This is a genomic window from Chloroflexota bacterium (assembly GCA_020161265.1).
In the GTDB taxonomy this organism is placed as follows: domain Bacteria; phylum Chloroflexota; class Chloroflexia; order Chloroflexales; family Herpetosiphonaceae; genus Herpetosiphon.
Window position 1 is genome coordinate 290,615 of record JAIUOC010000004.1, and the last position, 19,473, is coordinate 310,087.

At 52.0% G+C, this 19,473-nt stretch carries 16 protein-coding genes; 4 read left to right on the plus strand and 12 right to left on the minus strand.

Translation table 11 applies throughout. The annotated features are described in order from the left end of the window. Window positions 1-288: 288 nt before the first annotated feature. The 4 genes from LCH85_11190 (at window position 289) to LCH85_11205 (ending at window position 2,066) form a co-directional block, all read left to right on the plus strand. A complete protein-coding gene (locus LCH85_11190) occupies window positions 289-765 on the plus strand; it encodes a hypothetical protein (protein MCA0352548.1) in 477 nt (158 codons plus the stop codon). A 77-nt stretch (window positions 766-842) separates the two neighbouring features. Then, on the plus strand, window positions 843-1,004 hold the full coding sequence (locus tag LCH85_11195; protein MCA0352549.1) for a hypothetical protein: 162 nt from the start codon (window positions 843-845) through the stop codon (window positions 1,002-1,004). A gap of 123 nt (window positions 1,005-1,127) precedes the next feature. Further along, a complete protein-coding gene (locus LCH85_11200) occupies window positions 1,128-1,625 on the plus strand; it encodes a hypothetical protein (protein ID MCA0352550.1) in 498 nt (165 codons plus the stop codon). Window positions 1,626-1,715: 90 nt separating this feature from the next. Next, window positions 1,716-2,066, plus strand: coding sequence for an ASCH domain-containing protein (locus LCH85_11205; GenBank protein ID MCA0352551.1), 351 nt, complete (start codon window positions 1,716-1,718; stop codon window positions 2,064-2,066). 1 nt (window position 2,067) lies between these two features. On the opposite strand, the gene LCH85_11210 is transcribed toward LCH85_11205, so the two are convergent. From LCH85_11210 to LCH85_11265, 12 genes are all read right to left on the minus strand, one after another. Then, on the minus strand, window positions 2,068-3,483 hold the full coding sequence (locus LCH85_11210; protein MCA0352552.1) for a lipopolysaccharide biosynthesis protein: 1,416 nt from the start codon (window positions 3,481-3,483) through the stop codon (window positions 2,068-2,070). Next, window positions 3,480-6,308 carry a DUF4012 domain-containing protein gene (locus LCH85_11215; GenBank protein ID MCA0352553.1) on the minus strand — a complete coding sequence of 943 codons (2,829 nt, stop codon included), beginning with the start codon at window positions 6,306-6,308 and terminating at the stop codon, window positions 3,480-3,482. The genes LCH85_11210 and LCH85_11215 overlap by 4 nt, the downstream gene beginning before the upstream one ends. Further along, a complete protein-coding gene (locus LCH85_11220) occupies window positions 6,292-8,019 on the minus strand; it encodes a polysaccharide biosynthesis tyrosine autokinase (GenBank protein MCA0352554.1) in 1,728 nt (575 codons plus the stop codon). Before LCH85_11220 ends, LCH85_11215 begins: the two co-directional genes overlap by 17 nt. Before the next feature lie 3 nt (window positions 8,020-8,022). Further along, the gene (locus LCH85_11225; protein MCA0352555.1) at window positions 8,023-9,066 is read right to left on the minus strand and encodes a DUF11 domain-containing protein; all 1,044 of its coding nucleotides are present in this window, start codon (window positions 9,064-9,066) and stop codon (window positions 8,023-8,025) included. 257 nt (window positions 9,067-9,323) lie between these two features. Next, window positions 9,324-11,501 carry a glutamate mutase L gene (locus tag LCH85_11230; GenBank protein ID MCA0352556.1) on the minus strand — a complete coding sequence of 726 codons (2,178 nt, stop codon included), beginning with the start codon at window positions 11,499-11,501 and terminating at the stop codon, window positions 9,324-9,326. 19 nt (window positions 11,502-11,520) lie between these two features. Beyond that, on the minus strand, window positions 11,521-12,186 hold the full coding sequence (locus LCH85_11235; GenBank protein MCA0352557.1) for a hypothetical protein: 666 nt from the start codon (window positions 12,184-12,186) through the stop codon (window positions 11,521-11,523). Beyond that, the gene (locus LCH85_11240; protein MCA0352558.1) at window positions 12,186-16,049 is read right to left on the minus strand and encodes a hypothetical protein; all 3,864 of its coding nucleotides are present in this window, start codon (window positions 16,047-16,049) and stop codon (window positions 12,186-12,188) included. The genes LCH85_11235 and LCH85_11240 overlap by 1 nt, the downstream gene beginning before the upstream one ends. 12 nt (window positions 16,050-16,061) lie before the next feature. Next, window positions 16,062-16,727, minus strand: coding sequence for a hypothetical protein (locus tag LCH85_11245; protein ID MCA0352559.1), 666 nt, complete (start codon window positions 16,725-16,727; stop codon window positions 16,062-16,064). A gap of 12 nt (window positions 16,728-16,739) precedes the next feature. After that, complete coding sequence (locus LCH85_11250) at window positions 16,740-17,510, minus strand: hypothetical protein (GenBank protein ID MCA0352560.1); 771 nt, start codon at window positions 17,508-17,510, stop codon at window positions 16,740-16,742. 110 nt (window positions 17,511-17,620) lie between these two features. Beyond that, on the minus strand, window positions 17,621-17,878 hold the full coding sequence (locus LCH85_11255) for a hypothetical protein (GenBank protein MCA0352561.1): 258 nt from the start codon (window positions 17,876-17,878) through the stop codon (window positions 17,621-17,623). After that, on the minus strand, window positions 17,865-18,326 hold the full coding sequence (dtd, locus tag LCH85_11260; GenBank protein MCA0352562.1) for a D-tyrosyl-tRNA(Tyr) deacylase: 462 nt from the start codon (window positions 18,324-18,326) through the stop codon (window positions 17,865-17,867). The genes LCH85_11255 and dtd overlap by 14 nt, the downstream gene beginning before the upstream one ends. Continuing rightward, window positions 18,298-19,455, minus strand: a complete 1,158-nt coding sequence (locus tag LCH85_11265; GenBank protein MCA0352563.1) for a TRAM domain-containing protein — start codon at window positions 19,453-19,455, stop codon at window positions 18,298-18,300. The genes dtd and LCH85_11265 overlap by 29 nt, the downstream gene beginning before the upstream one ends. Window positions 19,456-19,473: the final 18 nt, after the last annotated feature.

Below are 19,473 nucleotides of genomic sequence, written 5' to 3' on the forward strand. Positions count from 1 at the left end.
GGGTTTTCGTATTTTAGACCTGATCTTTCCCTCTCGCATCACTTATTCTCAATTTCATTTTCAATTTCATCGGCGAACGTCTGAACATCACTAATTGCCATTGAGGGGGTGCAGGGGGATGAAAACACCCTGCGTTCCCTCACCCCCAACCCCTCTCCCACTGCGGCGGGCGAGGGGTGCAGCAATCCTCTAAGGTTGAGTTCTTACACTGCCAACTACGACAATAAATAGTTTACAATACACTATCATGCAAGGATCGTAATCATAGAGCTAGAATAGGAACGTGGAATGCAAGCAAAACATGTGCTAGACCGCTTTAACTTGTGGCTAGAACAATCGGATAAAGTGCTTGAATACCTTGCCATTGAAGATGCGATCAACCTTATGCTTGGATTCTATCGCGAAATTCGGATTGACGATTGTGATCTGGCCAATGATGGTGATATGTTGCTGTTTCAATGGGGGCTTGAACCAAACGGCTTGAACCCAAGCTTTCGCTATAATTTGACCCGCCATTTGGTGGTTGAGAAAACCTATGTCGATGATGACGGCGAATGGATCGACGATTCGGTCAAGCAGCTTTCGCTGACCTTTCGCTATATTTCGAATCTGAAATTAAATAGTTTAAATCAGGGCAATCAGTGGTGTTTGCATCCTGAAGAGCTTGAGCAGTTTGAGCAGTTGTTGCGCACCCATCCAGCTACGCTCGCCGTCAAACACCTGCATGCGCAATCGATTGACCTCAGCTTTAAACATATCGAATAATTTGACAAGCAGATCAGCCATCGGCTATACTTGATTCTACAGTTTATTCCGACTAAATTGTTTTTATTGAGGCAGCGATGGTTGATCTAATTTTTGGGTGTTTGCAACTCGTGCTTGGTGCTGGCCTGCTGATCGGCAGTGTTAAACTGACACGCCATGCCAAACCACGCTCAGCGACCAGCCTCAAACAACACGTCGTGCGCCAACAACTCCTCGCCCAACGCTCCAAACTTCAATAATCTCACTCGGCACAGCTCCACAGCTCACGCTTCCAATTAAATCATTCTCAAGCATTGGCGTTGACACAAACCGCTATTTACAGTACATTCGTGCTAATCGATCTTTTGATCAGAGGAGATCATATGCACGGAGTTCTGTTCGATTCGTTTGAGCACAATCGCTGGGCAACCGCGTTGTTATTGCAAACATGTAGCCAGCTTTCCGAGGAGCAACTCGCTACAACCGTGGTTGGCAGCTACGGCGATATCATCGCTACTTTCAATCATATTATTCTCTCGGATGCTCGCTATCTGCAACATCTCTCTGGCAAAGCCCCCGATTGGCTGCTCAATCGTGATCGCACCAATGATTTAGCTGTCCTTGCAGCGCGGGCTGAAGAGGCTGCCACCAATTGGGCACAATTTCTGGCGCTTCCATTCGACGCTGAGCAAATGGTCACCCTCGTAACAGATGATTATGAAATTCATGGCGGAGCCTTGATTGCTCAAGCGCTGCACCATAGCAACATCCATCGCGAGCAAATTTGTGCAATCCTCACATCGTTGGGAATCGAGCCGCCCGATCTTCAGCCATGGGCTTATGCCCATGAAACTGGGCGAGGCCGCAACCGAAGCAGCTAATAATTACTGCTCACTTTTGCCCAAGATTGAAATACTAGCTCGCTATAGTTTAGAATATACGAGCTAGTATTATGCTCTAAGGAGTGCTACATGCCTGCCTACAATTTTAAAGAACGCTTTGCAACGGCAGTCGAGCAAGGCATCAAGCGCTCAACCATTCGGCCACGGCGGCGCAATCCATCGCGACCAGGCGATCCGTTGTATATGTACACGGGCATGCGCACTCGTGCTTGTCGCAAACTAACTACCGCTACCTGCCGCCAAGTACGACCAATCATCATTGGCAGCAATCAGGTCTGGCTTGATGGTGAGCAACTTTCTGCCGAGCAAATCCGCCAACTTGCCCAAGGTGATGGCTTTAGCCGCGTCGCTGAATTTTTCGATTTCTTTCGCCAGCACTATGGCCTACCAACCGCCGAAATGGACTTAATTGAGTGGTGATTTACCTTCTCAGCAAATTCAGCAGCATTTTGGGCTGGCCCCAACGCCAAACGCAGCCCAACCACACGCCAACAATCAGCAATTTCAGCCCAATTAATGGCCAGCTCAAGGTCAATGGCAACCAACTCGCCAAGGCCACGCAGGCAATCGTCAGGCCCAGCCAACCGAGCACCGCCTTAACATCAAAATCAATCGGATAACGCTTTTGTGCCGCACGATACACCAACCACGCCGCGATCAGTTGATCGCCAGCCGCCGCGATTGCCGCCCCAACCAAGCCCAACCATGGCACAAGCACAATCGCTAAGCCAACATTTAACCCGGCGGTCAATAAACTGGTTTGGCCTAAAACAGCGGTCGCTTTGGTGATCGTCAGGCCGGTTGCCGCCACCGTCAACAAGCCAATCGCCATTAAATTCAGCGCATACCAGCCAACCGCTGGCGCTGCGGGCAGATAATCGCCTGTGGTCAACAGCCGCAACAATTCAGGGGCAAATAAGCCTAAGCCAGTCGTAGCAGCGCCCATCAACATCGTATAGCTGGTGAGATATTGGCGATAATTGGCGTTGGCGGTCGGCGTGCTAGCAATCGACAGGCTATAGGGCAACCAAGCCTGATTGGCGGCGCTAATCACAATCCATACGATAAAGCTAATTTTGGTGGCCGCTGCATACTGACCAATTTGCTCCAACGAGCCAAAATGTAGCAAAATCTGGCGATTGATCAAGGTCATCGCTACAAAATAGATCGAGCGTGGCAAAAAGCCTAAGCCTTTGCCCAGCAACGTTTGTAGCAAGTGCCAATCGGGCCAGCCCAGTTGCCGACGCATTTGCAGGGTCAAACTTAGCGCTAGCAAACTATCGACCAGCAGCATCGCCCCAAAATAGGCACTCAACCGCTGGCTACTCTGCACCATCCAGCCAATTGTCAGTAACGCGGTCGCGGCTACTCGCAGCACCGTCAGGCCAAATAAACGCAGTGCTTTGCTCTCTTGACGCAGGGTTGTGAACCACAAACTGATGATGCCGTTGGCGAGTTGCCCCCACAAACCAAGCCGCAAGGCCAAAATTGTTTGGGCATCGCTGCGTTGCAGCAATTGCAAGGCCAAATATGGCGCAAGCATATGGCCAATCCCTGCGATCAGCAAGCCCAAAAGCAGCCGTGCTACCCAGAGCGAGCCAACCAAACGCCGCCGCTCAATCGTGGCTTCATGAAAATAGAGGGCTAAGGCAAAATCGCTGCCGAGCGTCACCAACTCAATCGCAAACAAACCAACAAGGCTAATCAAATCGACGCTGCCATAGAGTTCAGGGCTGAGCAAGCGCGTGATCAAGGGCAGCAATAATGCCCCGATCATCTTGGTTGCCACCCCAGTTAGGGCATACAGCGCAGTATCTTTGAGTAGGCGACGGCTCACGGGCTAGCTTCCAGCAAACGTAAGCGCTCGACCAAACCAGGGTGTTCAGGCTCAAGCTTAGCCGCATTGGCATAGGCTTCACGCGCAGCATCGAATAATTGCAATTCGCGCAACGTATCGCCCAGCACCAAATAATAATCAGCCTGTGGATCAAGCACGATCAGCGTTTCAAGCGAGGATTGAGCAGCCGACCAATCGCCAAGCGCCCGTTGTTGCAAGCCCAAATAATACCAAGCCAAACTATTGGTCGGCGAAATCGTGGTGACTTGCTGCCAATCGGCAATCGCCTGTTGGGGCAGATTTTGGCGCTCATAGCTTTCGGCGCGGCGGCTGAGCCATTGCTCATCATTGGCAAATATGCCAATTGCTGCATTTGCCAATTGTTCGACAGCTTGCCAATCGGGCTGATCGTTAGCATAACGCCGCAGCCAATATCGCTCTTCCCACACTTCGCGATCACGCGGGTCGAGGGTCAAAAGCAGTTGATAATAACGCTCAGCCTGCGCCAAATCCCCTGCCATACGTTGATCAAAAGCCAAGCGCTGCAAGGCCAAGCGTGGATTTTCCAGCTGTTGCAAAGTGGTTTGAGCGGCATCAGCATCGCCAAGCTGGAGTTGGAGCAAGGCCAAGGCCAAACGCGCCGCTTGACTAGTTGGCTCATGCTCCAAGGCCATTTGATAGGCTTGCAGGGCTGTGGGCTGATCATTATTCAATTCGGCGAGCCAGCCCACCAAAAACGCCGCCCGACCAGAATTAGGCAACAATGGCTGGAGTTGGCTCAAGAATTGGTTAGCAGTTTCTGGATCGTCTGTCCAACGCAGCGCCACCACCCAATCCAAAGCCCGATCAAGTGTGTTGCTGCTTTGCCAGAGGTCGAGCGCGGCACTAGTTTGGCCTTGTTGCCACAGTTGCCAAGCCTGTTCAGCTGATTGTTGCGGCTCGATTGCTGGTAAATCGCTTGACGCTTGAATCGTACCAGCCTCAAATCGCAACTGGCGATCTTGGCGCAACGAGCCCTTCCATTGCGCTTGCTGATTGGCTTGGTTGACGATTAAGCTGATCGGATGGTCCAAGGTTCCAGCTTGTTTGAGCCAGCTTAATTGATAAGACTGGCTTTGAATATTTGGCAAATAGTGCAAACGAATTGTGCGAGTTTGGCCAGGGTAGAGCAACATATACCAACCAACGCTGGTAAATTGGCCTTCCTGACTGAGATCTGGCGGCGTATCTGCGCCATCCAAGCTCAAGGGAATTGCATTAATTGGCAAGTAAGCGCGAGCATAATCGCCATAACAGCCTGGAATGCGCTGTTGCAGCGCCAATTTAACGTTGTAGCAATAGCCATAAACCGCGTGTTTGCTCAAATCGGCCCGCCAATCATCGTAGCGGTTGGTATAGGTAATCGTGAGGGTATTGGTCAACGGGCGGGCTTGGGCATCAAGTTGCACCTCAAGATGCATCCGTTGTTCAATAAAATTCTGGCCGTCGCTGTAAGATAGATCAGCATCAACTAAGGCCAGCACATCATGTTCAAGCTCTGGCATCGCGCCAGCCCAACCATTCGTCAGCATCAAGGATTGACTTGGTTGATCGTTGAAATAGATGCTGAGATGGCGTTGCTGTAAGGCTTGCTGCAAACTTGCGCCAATGCCTAGCCATTGGCTAAAACTGGCATGACGGGCAGTTTCCAACGTGCTGTTGAATAAGGCTGCTAAAAATTGCTTATCGCCAGTGACGCTGCGCCCATCGTACAGCCCAAAAATTTGTTCAAGGCTCTCGGCTTGGCTGATTTGGCCGTAACCTGCGATCTCCAATGGTGCTAAAACCTGAATCAAGCCCTGTAAGGCATACAGATCGAGCGCGATTACCGCATCAATCTCAGGCTGTTGGTTTAATTGCCAAAATGTTTGCAAACTTTGCGCCGAGGTCGGCCAATCGGGCCACCAGTTGGCATCACGCAGCGTCCAAATCGAAGCCCGTAAATAATCGTTGTAGGGCTTGGGCATGGCCGAGCCAGCCGGCGCAACCGCCGCGAAATCGGCACTATTGAAGTAGGCCATAGTGCGAATTTGGCCTTGCTCGATTGTGATCGTCGCAATACTGCCAATAAAACCGCCGCTTGGCCGCAACTCCAAAGGATTTTGGCCAGCAATCAGCAAGCGTAGCGGTTTTTGCCAGCCCCAACCAGCCTCGATCAAGGGCCAAGCTTGTTCAACCAAGCCAAGCGTGGTTTGGGCTGAAGTTAATTGCTGATCAAGCTGGGCTAATTGGGCTTGATAGTTGCGCAAAAATGGTGCTGTTTGGATGGTGCTGGGCACAGTTTGCCAAGTTTGCTGCAATTGACTCAGCTCAGTTTGTAACTCAAGCCAATTTGGTGGGTTGGCACTCAGCCAGTCAAGCAGCGCCTTGGTTCGATGGTTGGCTGGCAGATCAAGCATAGCCATCAGCGGATTAAATTGTTGACAATAACCTTGGGCCAAATCTGCCCCTTGTTGCCCAGCATCACTGGCGGCGGGCAGCGCACCCAGCCAGGTATCGTTCTGGCGCAAAATGGGGTGTAACGGCAAACTCAATCGGCGCAGCCACACGATATTGCTGTGAGTTGAATCAAGTTCACTGCAAAACGCTTGGGCTTGGCTGCTTTGCAATGGTCGGGTTTGCAAGAGTTTGCGTAGGCTTTGGCTTTGATCAGCGAGCTGGTAACTAAACCAAGCCATCAGCCCAAGCCACAACCCCAGCAAAGCCAAGCCAAACAGGAAAAAACGCCGCAAGCGGCGTTTCCCCAAACTTCGATTGGTTGTTGGTGGCTTACTTGCTGCGCTCATGGCTGGCCATCTCATAGGCGGCTTCCGAACGATCAAGCGCAGGATCATGCAGATCCAACGGGGCTGGCTCGCTCATACTCGGTACTGGCTGATGATCATCTTTGCGATTCCAAAAGCGCCGACCACGATTGGAATTATGGTGCTGATCGTAGTAGTAGGTATAGTAAACGCCATAGCCCTCGGAGCGTGGATCAAGCTTGTTGAAAACCAGTCCAATCACTCGCCCGCCGACGGTTTGCACCGCAGCCCGACATTTGGCCAGCATATCACGGCGGGTGCGCTTGGCCTCGGCCACCAACACTACGCCATCAACCCGTGGAATCAGCGCGATTGGGTCGGTTACGGTCAAAATTGGCGGCGTATCGAACAAAATCCAATCGTATTCTTGCTGCAACAACCAAATCAGCATTTCCATGCGCTTGCTGCTGAGCAATTCCGAGGGATTAGGCGGCAATGGCCCACTTGGAATCAGCCACAAATTATCGGCAACAGGCAAAACTGTGCGCTCACGGATCGTCGGATCTTCGTTGTTGGTCAGCAAATTGGTCAGGCCATATTCGCTGCTCACCTCAAACACACGGTGCATCATTGGTTTACGCAAATCGGCATCAATCAACACGACTTTTTGGCCTGCCTGCGCCAGCACCCATGCCAAGTTGGCGGCGACTGTGCTTTTGCCTTCTTCAGGCTGGCTACTGGTGACAATCAGGGTGCGGGTTTTAGTATCGACATTCGAAAACTGCAAGTTTGTGCGTAAGGTGCGAAATGTTTCAGCGGTTGGCGAACGCGGATCAAGCCGCGAAACCAAGCGTTGCGAAGCTTTGGTTACCTTGGTTTCTTGCTTAACAATCGCGGCCAACAACGGTGCGTTGACTAAATCCACACCTTCATCGGGAGTTTGCACACTATCATCGAAATATTCGAGCAACAAGGCCAAACCAAATACCAAGGCAAAGCCCAAAATCCCTGCCAAAATTGCGCTACGAATAGGCCGTGGCGCAATCGGAGTTGGATTGACCGTGGCAGCCTCAACCACGCTGATCGAGTTGGCGCGATTGCCCAGCGCGGTGCTGTAGAGCGTGCTGAGGGTTTGGCGATTTTGATTTTGGCTCTGTTGTTTGAGTTGCAAGTTCGCAATCAACGATTCAGCAGCAGGTTTATCGGCCCCAATTTGCTCAATTTCGGCCTTGAGGGTTTTAATTTCCTCATCGGTACGGGTAATTTCCTCGTTGAGCGTAGCAATTTGGCGATTAACTTCATCAAGCAATTTGGCTTCAGCGCTCTGTGGCCCTGCCGGACTAGTCAAAATCAATTGTTCAGCAATTGCATTGGCAATATCGGCAGCCTGTTGCGGATCATTGGCCTCAACCGCAATATCCAAAAACTCAGTTTCTTGGACTGGACGGGTAGTGATGATCGCTGAACTTGCCATATCGCTCAAATTTAAGCGCTGCTCGACCGCCTGCATGGTTGTGCGGCTTTGGGCGATTTGGGCATAGGTTGCTACCAAGCGCTCACTTGCCACCAAACTACCATAATCGGGATTACTATTTTTGAGGGTTTGGCCGACAATCACGCGAGTACTACTAGCATAGCGCGGCGTTTGTTGGCTGCTAATGGCATACGCCGCGCCAGCAGCGACAACTGGCCCTAGCACTAAAAGCCAGAGCCAGCGTCGGAGACCAGTTATATAACGACGGATGATATTCATCGATTAAGCAACGCTCCGGCGGCGACTAACCATCAACAATAAACCGCCAGTAATCGCCATGCCCAAGCCAAGCCAGAAAATCCACGAAGCTTGATTTGGAGCACTGGTATCAGGCAAACCTGCTGGTGGATTACGATCAACCGCGATTGCCACAGGATTACTGGTGGTGCTTGATGAACCACCACTGCCATCGCTGGCAACTGCTTCAGCAATGTTGATACCTTGTTGACCGCTGACCGTGCCCGCCCGAATCTTGGTGGTGATGGCAATCGTAACGCTTTCGCCAGCTGCCAAATCGCCAACCGTCACCTTCACAGCTTGGCCTGTGGTTGTAGCGCTACCCTTGCTAGTTTGCACGCTAACAACTTCCAAGAAATCGAGAATGCGGTCGTTGACTACGACATTTGGTGCAGTTGAGCCACCAGTATTGCGCACCACAATTTTGAAAGTAATTAAATCGCCAACTTTGCCACTAGCTGGGCTAGCCGACTTTTCAACCACCAATTTTGAGCCTGCTGGCACTGGTGTTGGGCTAGGCGTAGGTGTACCTTCGCCACCAATTGTCACCGTAACCACATTACTTGAGGAGCTTGAACCACTGGCCGTATTGACAAACGCCACATTTTGGCCGATGGTGCCAGGCACTGTGCCAGCCCGTACCCGCGTGGTAATCGTCAAACTTACCGATTCGCCACTGGCCAATGTACCAACATCGGCGCGAACTTCTTGGCCGCTAAAGCTGGCAGTACCTTTGCTGCTGCTCGCTCCAACTACTTCCAAGAAATTAACCACACTATCGGTAATCACGACATTGGTTTGGGTTTGCGGCTGATCATTGGTAACATTAATTGAAAACGTCACCGTATCGCCGGGCAAGGCATTGCTTGGGCTAACAGCTTTGGTAATCGGCAGGTCAAAATCGGGGGTTGGGGTTGGCCCTGCGGTTTGACCATAGGCACGCCATGCGCCATCAAAGCCAAATAGCGCCAAACCCAAGCCAAGTACACAGAAAATGGTTCCCAGTACCCGCGTAAGGCGTTTGTGCATGGCTTGCTCCTTCTAAGCTATATCGAGGAAAAATGGCTACAAAAAAGGTTTTGATGAAAGCGATCATAGCGCTTTAGAATGAGCTTAAAGCCCAATATCCGTTTGATCGCCAAACTCTGAACTATCGATGAGCATACCACGCGCCATCAAACGCTGTCAAACCCTTTTGTGGGAAAAGTGCCAATTCTGTGGGGGATTTTTAGCGGGATTAAGCCAATCCGACCAGCCTGCCTGTGGTTGGTCGGATTAGCATTGATTTATTTGCGGCGGAAGAAGCCACGTTTGGGCTTATTTTGTTCTTCCAACTCATTGCGCAATGCACTAAAGTCGGCGGGAGCGATTGGTTGTGATGGTCGGCGTTCACCCAAATCGAGCACCGGATCACTGCTGACAGGCACATCCATTCCGCCCAGCCAATCGGGTAAGGGTTCTTCAACCCCAAAATCACTTGGTGGCGGCATGGTCAAATCGGTAGCATTCTCGCCTTCTTCGCGCAACCAATCGGGAATCGCATTAGGTTCTTCGCGTTCGGGCAGCATTTGGGCTGGCGCTGGCGCTGGATCGGGAATTCGCGTAAGCGCAGGAGCCATTTCAAACGGCAGCGGTTGATCATCATACTGCGGCGCATAGGGATTAAGTCCATCAACCACGCCCAATTGATTGAGCCATTGCCATTGTTGATTGCGGCTTGGGATATCGCTATTGCGCTGAGCTAAAGGCCGTGGGCGGGCATCAATCACCAAGCCCAATGCGCTGCCGGTAATCGCAGCCAAGCCAGTTTCGACGACTTCGCCTGGTAAATTTGCCCCAATTTGCACTTGTTTGGTTGGGCGTAAACGCAGGGTAGCGCGTTTGCCTAAGGCTAACGGCAAGCGTCGAATCTCGCCATGATGAATTTGCATGATAATCGGAGCGCCGCTAACGGGCACAAGTTCGACTTCCGCCACCAAATCGCCCAAACGCAATGAACTATTGATTGCCAAATAGCTGGCTAAAGCGCCATTGCGCAATACATCTTGTTCGAGCAAACAAAAACTTGCATCAGGATATTTCCAAGCAGTCGCGCCACACAAGGCCAGCAAGCCATCACGATCAAGGTAAATATCGCTAATCAGCAAGCTACGATCACGATATTGTTGCAAGCGCCCAAAATCCAGCCCATCCACGATGCTCAACAAAGTTTGAGCCGGATGCATGGTGTGGGTCAGTGCACCGCCAGTTGCAATAATCAAATCGCTCGCTAATTGCGGCTGTTCATCAAACAAATCTTTCGAGACAACGCGCAGGGCTTCGCGCACCAAGGCTTGTTCAATCAACAAACTTTCGCGGTCGATTGGCACAATTTGCGGGCGAACCAGTCGATTGAGCATATGTTCACGTAAAGCTGAATCGCTCATTTCAAACGGCAGCCAGCGCGTGATATTGCCAGCCCCAGCCCGATCAACTAAGCCGGCAATCCCATAGGCCGTGCCACAATTAGTTTCGACCGTAAGATGCAATTGCGTGCCATCGGAGGTATAGCCAGCGCTGGTCATCGCGCCAATATCAACAATCAAGGTATTGCGGCCATGATGTTTGGCGATAAAGCGCACCAATGGACCAAACCCATCGCTTGTACAACGAATCATATCGCTGCTCATCGCCCGCATCCGGTTGAAGCTTGGCAATTTTGGCAATACGCGATCGTTATAGGAACGAATTAACTCCAAACGTGCCGGCATTAATTGCTCAATCCCAATTGCTGGACGCACATTGGCGGTTGAGGTAATTGGGGCAATCGTTGAAAGGGCATCCTCGATGCCAACGAAGGCCGCCGTATTGCCCGCAAAAATCACATGAGCAAACTCACGCGAGTTAATTTGTTCACGGCGCAAAACCGTAAAGCCCAGCATGTGGGCCAAACGCTCAAGCGGCGCGGCATTACCACCATCGATGCCACCAGCCATCAACACCGTTGCAGCGGGCAAGCGCACTAAATTGGCCAATTGATAATCGATCCAGCTTTCGCCCTCGGCCAAATCGGGGTCACCATATTCATCGAGGGTTACCATATCGAGCACAGTCGTATAGCTCGAACGGGCCACCCGCCGCAAACTAGCACCAGTCGTATCATTCGAGATTGCGGCCAAGACAATTGGCAACGTGCCAGCAGCGCTGGTGGTTACGACCATGCCATCAACACCCGAACCATCGGCGCGATGGGGGGTCATCAAGCCATCGACATGGGCAATTGCCCGAAAGGTCAATTGCTCAATTTCGCGAATTGCCGTCAAAATACCTTGCCATGCATCAGCAATTGGTGGCTCTAGGGTTGAGAGCGCTTGGGCACGACCCAACAAACGGTACTCGCCTGCAACCAGTTCGAGCAGCGCCACGTGGGTAAACAACGTGCCAATATCAACGACAAGCAGTGCAGCAGGATCAGCGGTCGTCATATCAATCCTTTCGCAACCCCTAAGAGATCACGCCTATTTGCCGCAGCAAAAACTGGATTCGATCAATCAAGGCTGATTGATAGGTAATCAGTGTAGCGGCAAAGACCGCCCCCAAACTGAGCAAGAGCCACATCCGGCCAACTTTTGCCACCAAAGTGGGTTTTAAGGTTTCGCTATGATCGGCAGCATCAGGCGTAGCGGCCTTGCTAAAGCGAAACGACATCAGCACCAGCACAACCCCAATGACCAGTACGAGTTTGCCAATTGCTGCCCCTAAATCGCTGCCATCGGTAAAACTTGTGACTGAAAAGAACGATGCTTGTAATTGTGGCAGGAGCGTGCCTAGCAGGGTGCCAGCAATCGCCACGGCAGCAGCCACCCCAAACAACAGCGCCAACGGAATATTCGCTAGCCACGAGAGTTGTTGGGTGCGCAAACGGGTCAACAAGAGCAACCCAATCAGCACTGGAACAATAAATAACGCTGTGCCAACGCTATCAGGATTATCGAGCATATCACCGCTTGGCACAATAAAAATGGTTGTGACCACCACGGTTAAGGTATAGCCAAGCGCCAAACCAACAAACAAATATTGGCTGAATCGAAATAGTGGATTTTCGCCAAAAGCACGGCTGAGCACAATTAAGCTCAAACCAAAGGCGATCCAAGGGCCAAGCGTTGTCACTAGCTATTCCTCTTTCCACGGATACGCCGTTGCAACTGAAGCGCCCCACCAACCAACACCACCACAATCGTCGTGATCATGCCCAAACTGAGGGCGGTGATCGCGCCATTGGTATTTGTGGCACTCGAACGTAAGGCCATATATTGTTGTTCGCCAACCAAACCAGCCGCCGTATAAATCGCCGCTGGCGTGCCATTGACATTCACATCAACATACGGTTGGATTTGGGGTAAGACTTCATTGGTGGTTAAAATTGCGACTGGTAGAGCTGGTTCGCGTGACCAGAACTGCTCCATCCAGCGTTGGACATCGCCTGGCTCATCAGCAACCACAATCAATAAATCAAGATCTTTGGTCGTGGTAATTCGTGGGCGATCAAGCTGATTATTCGAATTCAGCTTTGACATAATCCGCAACAGATTGACATCAGCGCCCTCACGATTGAGCAGAAGATTGGCAATTGCGCCACGCAAATTACTGCCAAGTTGGGCAATTCCCAGTTCATTGCCTTTGACCCAACCAAGGTTCAAGTATTCGGCACCTTCACCAGTGTAGCCTGTAGTTGGATCAATAATCGGAAACTGGGCCGCCCGTTGGCTTGCCAGCAAACTACCTTCCGTATCAGTCGAAAGCAACAACATTGGCACTTTACGCTCGATTAGATGTTGGGAAATTGCTTGTTCTAACGGCCCCAACTCGGCGTTATGGCGCAAATCGCCTTCATAGGCAATCAACACCCGGCTTTCGGGATTGAGCGTTTCAACATAATTGTAGAGATCGCTGGTATTGCCACCAATCGTTAAAGCTTGGGTATTGATCGCCAAAAGATTTGGTACGAGTAAGCCAACTAGCAAACTTATCATCATCAAGCTGGCCACAATGCGCTGTGTGCCAATGCGTTGCCACCATGGCGCTAGCACCACAACAGGAGCCTCAGCAGGCTCTGGCAGTGGCTTTGTCACCAGTTCTTGCAACAAATGCATGGCCGAAACCCGCTCAGGTGTTCGGTTAAGCAATGCCGGCGGATCAGCATCAATCAAGCGGCGAGTGGTTGGGCTGGTTGCGGCAATCGCAGCTTCTGGTTCACCCAACACCCGCAACCAATCGGCTGATTCAGCCACAGCCGAAGCAGCTTCTTGCTCAACAACTGGGCTAGGTTCTTCTAACTTAACTGTTTGGCGTAACCACGCAGGCAAATCAACGCTACCCAACAAGGTATCATCTTGAGTTGCTTGGGCTGGCTCGTCGTCCAACAGCCATGAAGGCGAGCTACTTGGAATAACCGGAGCAGCACTGGCCGTTTTTGCCGGAATTTCAATATCTAAATCATCGCGCAACCATGCCGGAACATTGGCCCCTTCTGGATCATAACTTGGGGTTGCAGGTGCAATAGGTTCAGGTTTGCTTGGAGCTGGCGCAATCGGCGTTACATCATCTTGCAGCCAAGCTGGCACATTACCCGCAGGACTATCCAATTTGGTAGTTGGCAGATCTTCTTGCAACCACGAAGGTATTCCAGCAGCTTGATTATCGAGCTTAACCGTTGGCGCATCTTCATGCAACCAATTGGGAGTATCAATAGGCGCAGGAGCCGCTGGCGGCGCTGCATCTAAATCGGCTTTGAGCCATGCCGGAACATTATCGCTGACATCCTCAGGATCAAGCCGCACGGTTGGGCTGGCTTGGGGCAACTCGCTTGCATCCGCTTGCAGCCACGCCGGAATATCGCCACTCGCCGCTGGAGCTGCTGGCGGCGCGACATCTAAATCGGCTTTGAGCCATGCCGGAACATCATCGCCGGCACTCGCAGCTGGTGGCGCTGGCGGTGCTGCATCCGCTTGCAGCCACGTCGGAATATCACCACTCGCTGCCGGAGCCGCTGGCGGCGCAACATCCAAATCGGCTTTGAGCCATGCCGGAACATTATCGTCGGAATCCTCTGGATCAAGCCGCACGGTTGGGCTGGCTTGGGGCAACTCGCTTGCATCCGCTTGCAGCCACGTCGGAATATCACCACTCGCTGCCGAAGCCGCTGGCGACGCAACATCCAAATCGGCTTTGAGCCATGCCGGAACATTATCGTCGGAATCCTCTGGATCAAGCTGCACGGTTGGGCTAACTTGGGGCAATGCACCTGCATCCGCTTGCAGCCACGTCGGAATATCGCCACTCGCTGCCGGAGCCGCTGGTGGAGCGACATCTAAATCCCCACGCAACCACGCTGGCACATCATCGCCTGCGCTTGCTGCTGGTGGAACTGGCGGCGCTGATTCGGCTTGCAACCACGACGGTACATCGCCACTCGCTGCCGGAGCCGCTGGTGGAGCGACATCTAAATCGCCCCGTAACCATGCTGGAACATCATCGCCTGCGCTTACTACTGGCGACGCGGGTGATGCTGATTCGGCTTGCAGCCACGACGGTACATCGCCACTCGCTGCCGGAGCCGCTGGTGGGGCGACATCTAAATCCCCGCGTAACCACGCTGGGACATCATCGCCTGCGCTTGCTACTGGTGGGGCCGCCGGAGCTGCTTCGGCTTGCAGCCACGATGGCACATCGCCACTCGCTGCCGGAGCCGCTGGTGGAGCGACATCGAAATCGCCCCGTAACCACGCTGGCACATCATCACCCGCACTCGCTGCTGGAGTCGCTGGCGGTGCTGATTCGGCTTGCAGCCACGACGGCACATCACCACTCGCAGCTAGAGCCGCTGGCGGCGCGACATCTAAATCCCCACGCAACCACGCTGGGACATCATCGCCGGCACTCGCAGCTGGTGGTACTGGCGGAGATGCTTCGGCTTGCAGCCACGACGGCACATCGTTACTTGCTGCCGGAGCCGCTGGTGGCGCTGATTCGGATTGCAACCATGACGGCACATCGCCACTCGCTGCCGGAGCCGCTGGCGCTGGTGGATTTAATGGAGCAGTTGCAGGCTTGAGCCACGGCGGAACGTCATCGCTTGGGCCAGCGGCATCTAAATCGACCTCAGATAACTGCACCACTGGCGGCTCGGTATCAAAATCTTTGAGCCAATCGGGCAAGTTACCAGTCCCACCACGGCGGGCAATCACTGGCTCATCATTATCTTCAACGAATGAGGCAATGCCTGGTGGTGGAGCAGGTTCGCTTGGTCGCAACTGCTGCAACCAAGCTGGCATTGGCTCATCATCAGCATTAGCGCTTGGCTTGGGTGCTGGTGGAGCTGCGTCAGCCGAGCCTTGCAACCACGACGGCACATCAGCACTTGGCGCTACTGGCGGTGGTGCTGGGGTTGCTGGCAACGCTGGCTCTTGCAACCACGACGGCACATCAGCATTGGCACTTGGCTTGGGTGCTGCTGGTGGGGATGCTTCGACCGAGCCTTGCAACCATGACGGTACATCAGCATTGGCATTTTGCGCTGCTGGTGTTGCTGGCGGGGTTGCTGAACCTGATTGCAAATCGGATAACCAATTAGGTAAGGGTTGTTCGGAGCGTGGAGCAGTTGGCAATGGTTCGTCAGCAGGCAAGGCAGGAGCAGTTGCTTGCAAATCACGCAGCCATGGCGGCAGCTCCTCACTATTGGCGGGTGCTGATGGAATATTCGATGCTGGGGTTGGCGCTGCCGATTCTTGCAACCATGATGGGATAGCCTCAGCACTTGCAGCAACTGGCGGCGGCGGGCTTTCTTCTTGCAGCCATGGGGGTAGGCTCGATGTGCCGCGTTTGGCAGGCACAACCGTTTGTTGCTGATCAAGATCTTGCAGCCATGGTGGGAGATCATTGCTAGCGCTTGAGGTTGCAGCCAAAGGCGCTTGACATTGCCCACAAAATTGGCGATCAGGAGTATTGGGCGTGCCACAGCGAGGACAATTCATTGAGGCCGCCTCCTAGCGATCCAAATACGGGAGATCAATCCCGAGTAAGATGCGAATACTTGCAACAATAGCACCAATTGCCGCTCCAAAGATCAGACCGCGTAGGCCAGCCATCACAATGTAGCGTTGAATCCAGCCCAAGGTCTCGCCCAAATAGGGCAGGCCTGCGAGCAACGGCAATTGCAACACCAAAAATACCAAGGCAACACTGACCACAATCACTGCTTCACGCTGGCCAGCACCAAAGGCATGAATCGCCGCAGTTAAAGCAAAAAATGTCAGCAGGGCCAAGAGGCTAATGCTAATTGGAGCATAAACCCAGCGAATAACGTCTTGGAATAAACCTAATTCCAAGACATTGGCCCGACCTTGGGTCGTATAGCCATAGACTGCCAACGCAGGCGGGATAATCACCCCCAACAGCAGTGCGATACTATACCAGCGTTTGGGATCGGTTGAGGTTAAACGTTTAATATGATGAATAATAACATTGATTGAACCAGCAATCAGCGCAAATGCAGCAATAACGGTTGCCCAACTGAGCAAAACTTGGCTGCCATTATTAATACTGCCAATCCCAGGAAAAAGGCGATCAATTAAAACGAAAATACCGGCAACGCTGCCGATCAAAATAGGAATTAAGCGCTTTGGATTGCGGAGCAGGTCAATTCGACGCATCCCACCCATCCTTTATCTAGGCAGCAATGGAAAATCTTGTGGCAAGATTGCTAATTGGCCTAAAGAAACCAAAATAATCCCAAGAATAATGACCCCAATAATGACCGAACGTAGGACATCATGGGTTAAGATGCGGGCAAATCCCAAGGGTGTTGGGGCAATATAGGCCTCAGCCGCATAGATCTCCTCACCCAACAAGGTACCATTGGCCGTCAGCAGTGCTGCTGTCAAGGCTTGTTGATCGGTGGTTCCAGCAATTTGCAAAATGTTATGGGCACGTCCAGGCTCAGCAAACAATAAATAGCCTTGCTCAAATGAGCCAACGGTAATACTTGCCTCCATTGGTTCGCTGGTAATTCGATTACTCAGCCCAGCCGAAAAAGCAATTGGATCATTAGCAGCCAACAGCTGAATCAACTCAGGACGATAATCTTCGCTGTAGCCAGCATCGCGATAGGCGCGGCGAACCGTGCCCCGCAAGGCCAAATGGGCAATTGGATCGCCACTTGAGGCCGCAATGCCTGCCCCACGTCGCGCTGCAATATCGGTAATGCGTTGGGCTAAAACCAACCCAGCTAAAGTTTCTGGGTTAATCGTCGAGCCATCAAGCGAGCCACTACCAGGCGAAACATGGATCGGTTGGCCAGTTTCAGCAGAGCGTGCCAAAGCACTATTAATCAGATCAATTGGGGGAAGAGGGCGGCGATTAATCTTACGTCCACCAGTAACTAGCCGTGCATAGACAAAGGGCAAGGCAATTGCTAGGGTTAAGATGAGTGACACGACAAGAATCTCAAAAGGAGACACGGGTTGGCCCTCACAACTGACATAGCTTGCAGCAAGTAGGCGGATAGGCGTAATTGCGCTGAGTGTAGCCCATCGTTAATGCTTTGTCAACTTTCTAGGGCATTCAGATGCTCAATTAAGCGTTGCCAACTGGCCTCGGTTTCTAAGGCATTCGCATAGCTTGCGAGGCGTTGTCGTAGCTGAATTGGCACAAACGCTTGGCCAAATAAACACAGCTGACTCAAAACAATGCTGGCAACCTGGCCCGATCGTAGAAACAATTGAGCGACACCATTCAGCCGATGCCGATGCAGGCTTTGGGCTAATTGCGCCAACACCTGCTCAGAATCATCAACCTCGGCCATGCTGCCACTCCGCAGTATCCAAAATAATCGTGACTGGGCCATCATTAATGAGTTGCACTTGCATCGCCGCGCCAAACTGACCACTAGCGGTCGTAATTCCTTGGCCCCGACAATAGTCAATAAATTGTTCAACCATTGGCTCAGCCAAGGCCGGAGCAGCTGCCCCAGTAAACGATGGCCGACGGCCTTTACGGGTATCAGCATAAAGTGTGAATTGCGAAACGACCAGCAATTGGCCTTGGCAATCGATCAACGAGCGATCAAAACGATCTTGAGCATCAGGGAAGATGCGCAAATTGAGGATTTTATCGGCGAGTTTTTGCAAATCGTCGCTGGTATCACCGGGGCTAACCGCCAGCAACACCAACAAGCCAGCGTTAATCTGGCCGACAATCTGCTCGGCAACCGTGACGCTGGCACTAGCTACGCGCTGGATAATTGCTCGCATCGTTTTTGCCCCCGTAAAATGCCCCAGCGCTGCCCATAATTCGCCCAAAGACCATGCGGCCACGGTCGTTCGTCCAAACCCGGCTGACAATCACCCGAACTTCATCGCCAATCCGTTCGCGGGCATCTTCGACCACCACCATGGTGCCATCTTCAAGGTAGCCAATGCCTTGTTCGCGTTCGCGGCCTTCTTCACGCACTTTCACAACCAGCATTTCGCCAGCGCCAACTGGTGGGCGCACCGCATCGGAAAGCACATTTAAATTGAGTACCTGCACACCTTGCAATTCAGCAACTTGGCTCAAATTCTTATCATTGGTGATCAAGGCATGGCCATCTTGCAGTGCCAAAGTCACCAACTTTTGATCAACACCACGTGCATTCGCGATATCTTCATTGGGCATTTCAAGCCGCAGTTGATCATCTTTGCGAATTTCTTCGAGCATATCGAGGCCACGACGACCACGCATTCGCTTCATATCATCGCTCGAATCGGCCAATAATTGCAGTTCGTTGAGCACAAAACGCGGTACAACCAAAATGCCATCGAGAAAACCGCTGCGTACCACGGCCAGAACCCGACCATCGATAATTGCACTCGTATCAACCAAACATGTTCGGCGCATCGGGACAGCTTCTTTAACTGGACGTGCTTTCGATGTTTGGAGTGAAATGCCAAAATTGACTAAATTTTTCTTGTGATACTCGAAAGCCACAATACTAAAATAGATCGTAAAAAAGCTAGCAATTGCAGGCAAATAACTCCCTAAAAGACCAGGTAAATGGCTCAGCGGGATCGCTAATAAAGCCCCAATCACAACTCCCAACAACGCACCTAAACCTAAAGCAAGCATTTCTTGGGCAGTACTGCGGCGCAAGCGCTGATTAATATCGCGAATCGGGTATAGCGTTACGCGATGGGTAATTAATAAACCCAAGCCAGCCCCTGAAAGCGTTAACAATTGCATTGCCAAGATATCGTCTTCGGTAGCGGGATTACTCGCTGAGCTTGAACTAAAATACCAGCCAACATAGCCAAGCACAACCATCCCCAGAATACGAACCCAAAAATCAATGCTAAGTAAGCGATTTCTGTTTACAGGTACAGCCTTTTTTTCCGAAATCGTCATAAATCTCCTCGTGAGCAC

What these genes read in the sequence shown, in the direction of transcription:
- LCH85_11190 (MCA0352548.1), top strand. Translation starts at nt 289, where the DNA reads ATGCAAGCAAAACATGTGCTAGACCGCTTTAACTTGTGGCTAGAACAA.
- LCH85_11195 (MCA0352549.1), top strand. Translation starts at nt 843, where the DNA reads ATGGTTGATCTAATTTTTGGGTGTTTGCAACTCGTGCTTGGTGCTGGC.
- LCH85_11200 (MCA0352550.1), top strand. Translation starts at nt 1,128, where the DNA reads ATGCACGGAGTTCTGTTCGATTCGTTTGAGCACAATCGCTGGGCAACC.
- LCH85_11205 (MCA0352551.1), top strand. Translation starts at nt 1,716, where the DNA reads ATGCCTGCCTACAATTTTAAAGAACGCTTTGCAACGGCAGTCGAGCAA.
- LCH85_11215 (MCA0352553.1), bottom strand. Translation starts at nt 6,308, where the DNA reads ATGAGCGCAGCAAGTAAGCCACCAACAACCAATCGAAGTTTGGGGAAA.
- LCH85_11220 (MCA0352554.1), bottom strand. Translation starts at nt 8,019, where the DNA reads ATGAATATCATCCGTCGTTATATAACTGGTCTCCGACGCTGGCTCTGG.
- LCH85_11225 (MCA0352555.1), bottom strand. Translation starts at nt 9,066, where the DNA reads ATGCACAAACGCCTTACGCGGGTACTGGGAACCATTTTCTGTGTACTT.
- LCH85_11230 (MCA0352556.1), bottom strand. Translation starts at nt 11,501, where the DNA reads ATGACGACCGCTGATCCTGCTGCACTGCTTGTCGTTGATATTGGCACG.
- LCH85_11240 (MCA0352558.1), bottom strand. Translation starts at nt 16,049, where the DNA reads ATGAATTGTCCTCGCTGTGGCACGCCCAATACTCCTGATCGCCAATTT.
- LCH85_11245 (MCA0352559.1), bottom strand. Translation starts at nt 16,727, where the DNA reads ATGCGTCGAATTGACCTGCTCCGCAATCCAAAGCGCTTAATTCCTATT.
- LCH85_11255 (MCA0352561.1), bottom strand. Translation starts at nt 17,878, where the DNA reads ATGGCCGAGGTTGATGATTCTGAGCAGGTGTTGGCGCAATTAGCCCAA.
- dtd (MCA0352562.1), bottom strand. Translation starts at nt 18,326, where the DNA reads ATGCGAGCAATTATCCAGCGCGTAGCTAGTGCCAGCGTCACGGTTGCC.
- LCH85_11265 (MCA0352563.1), bottom strand. Translation starts at nt 19,455, where the DNA reads ATGACGATTTCGGAAAAAAAGGCTGTACCTGTAAACAGAAATCGCTTA.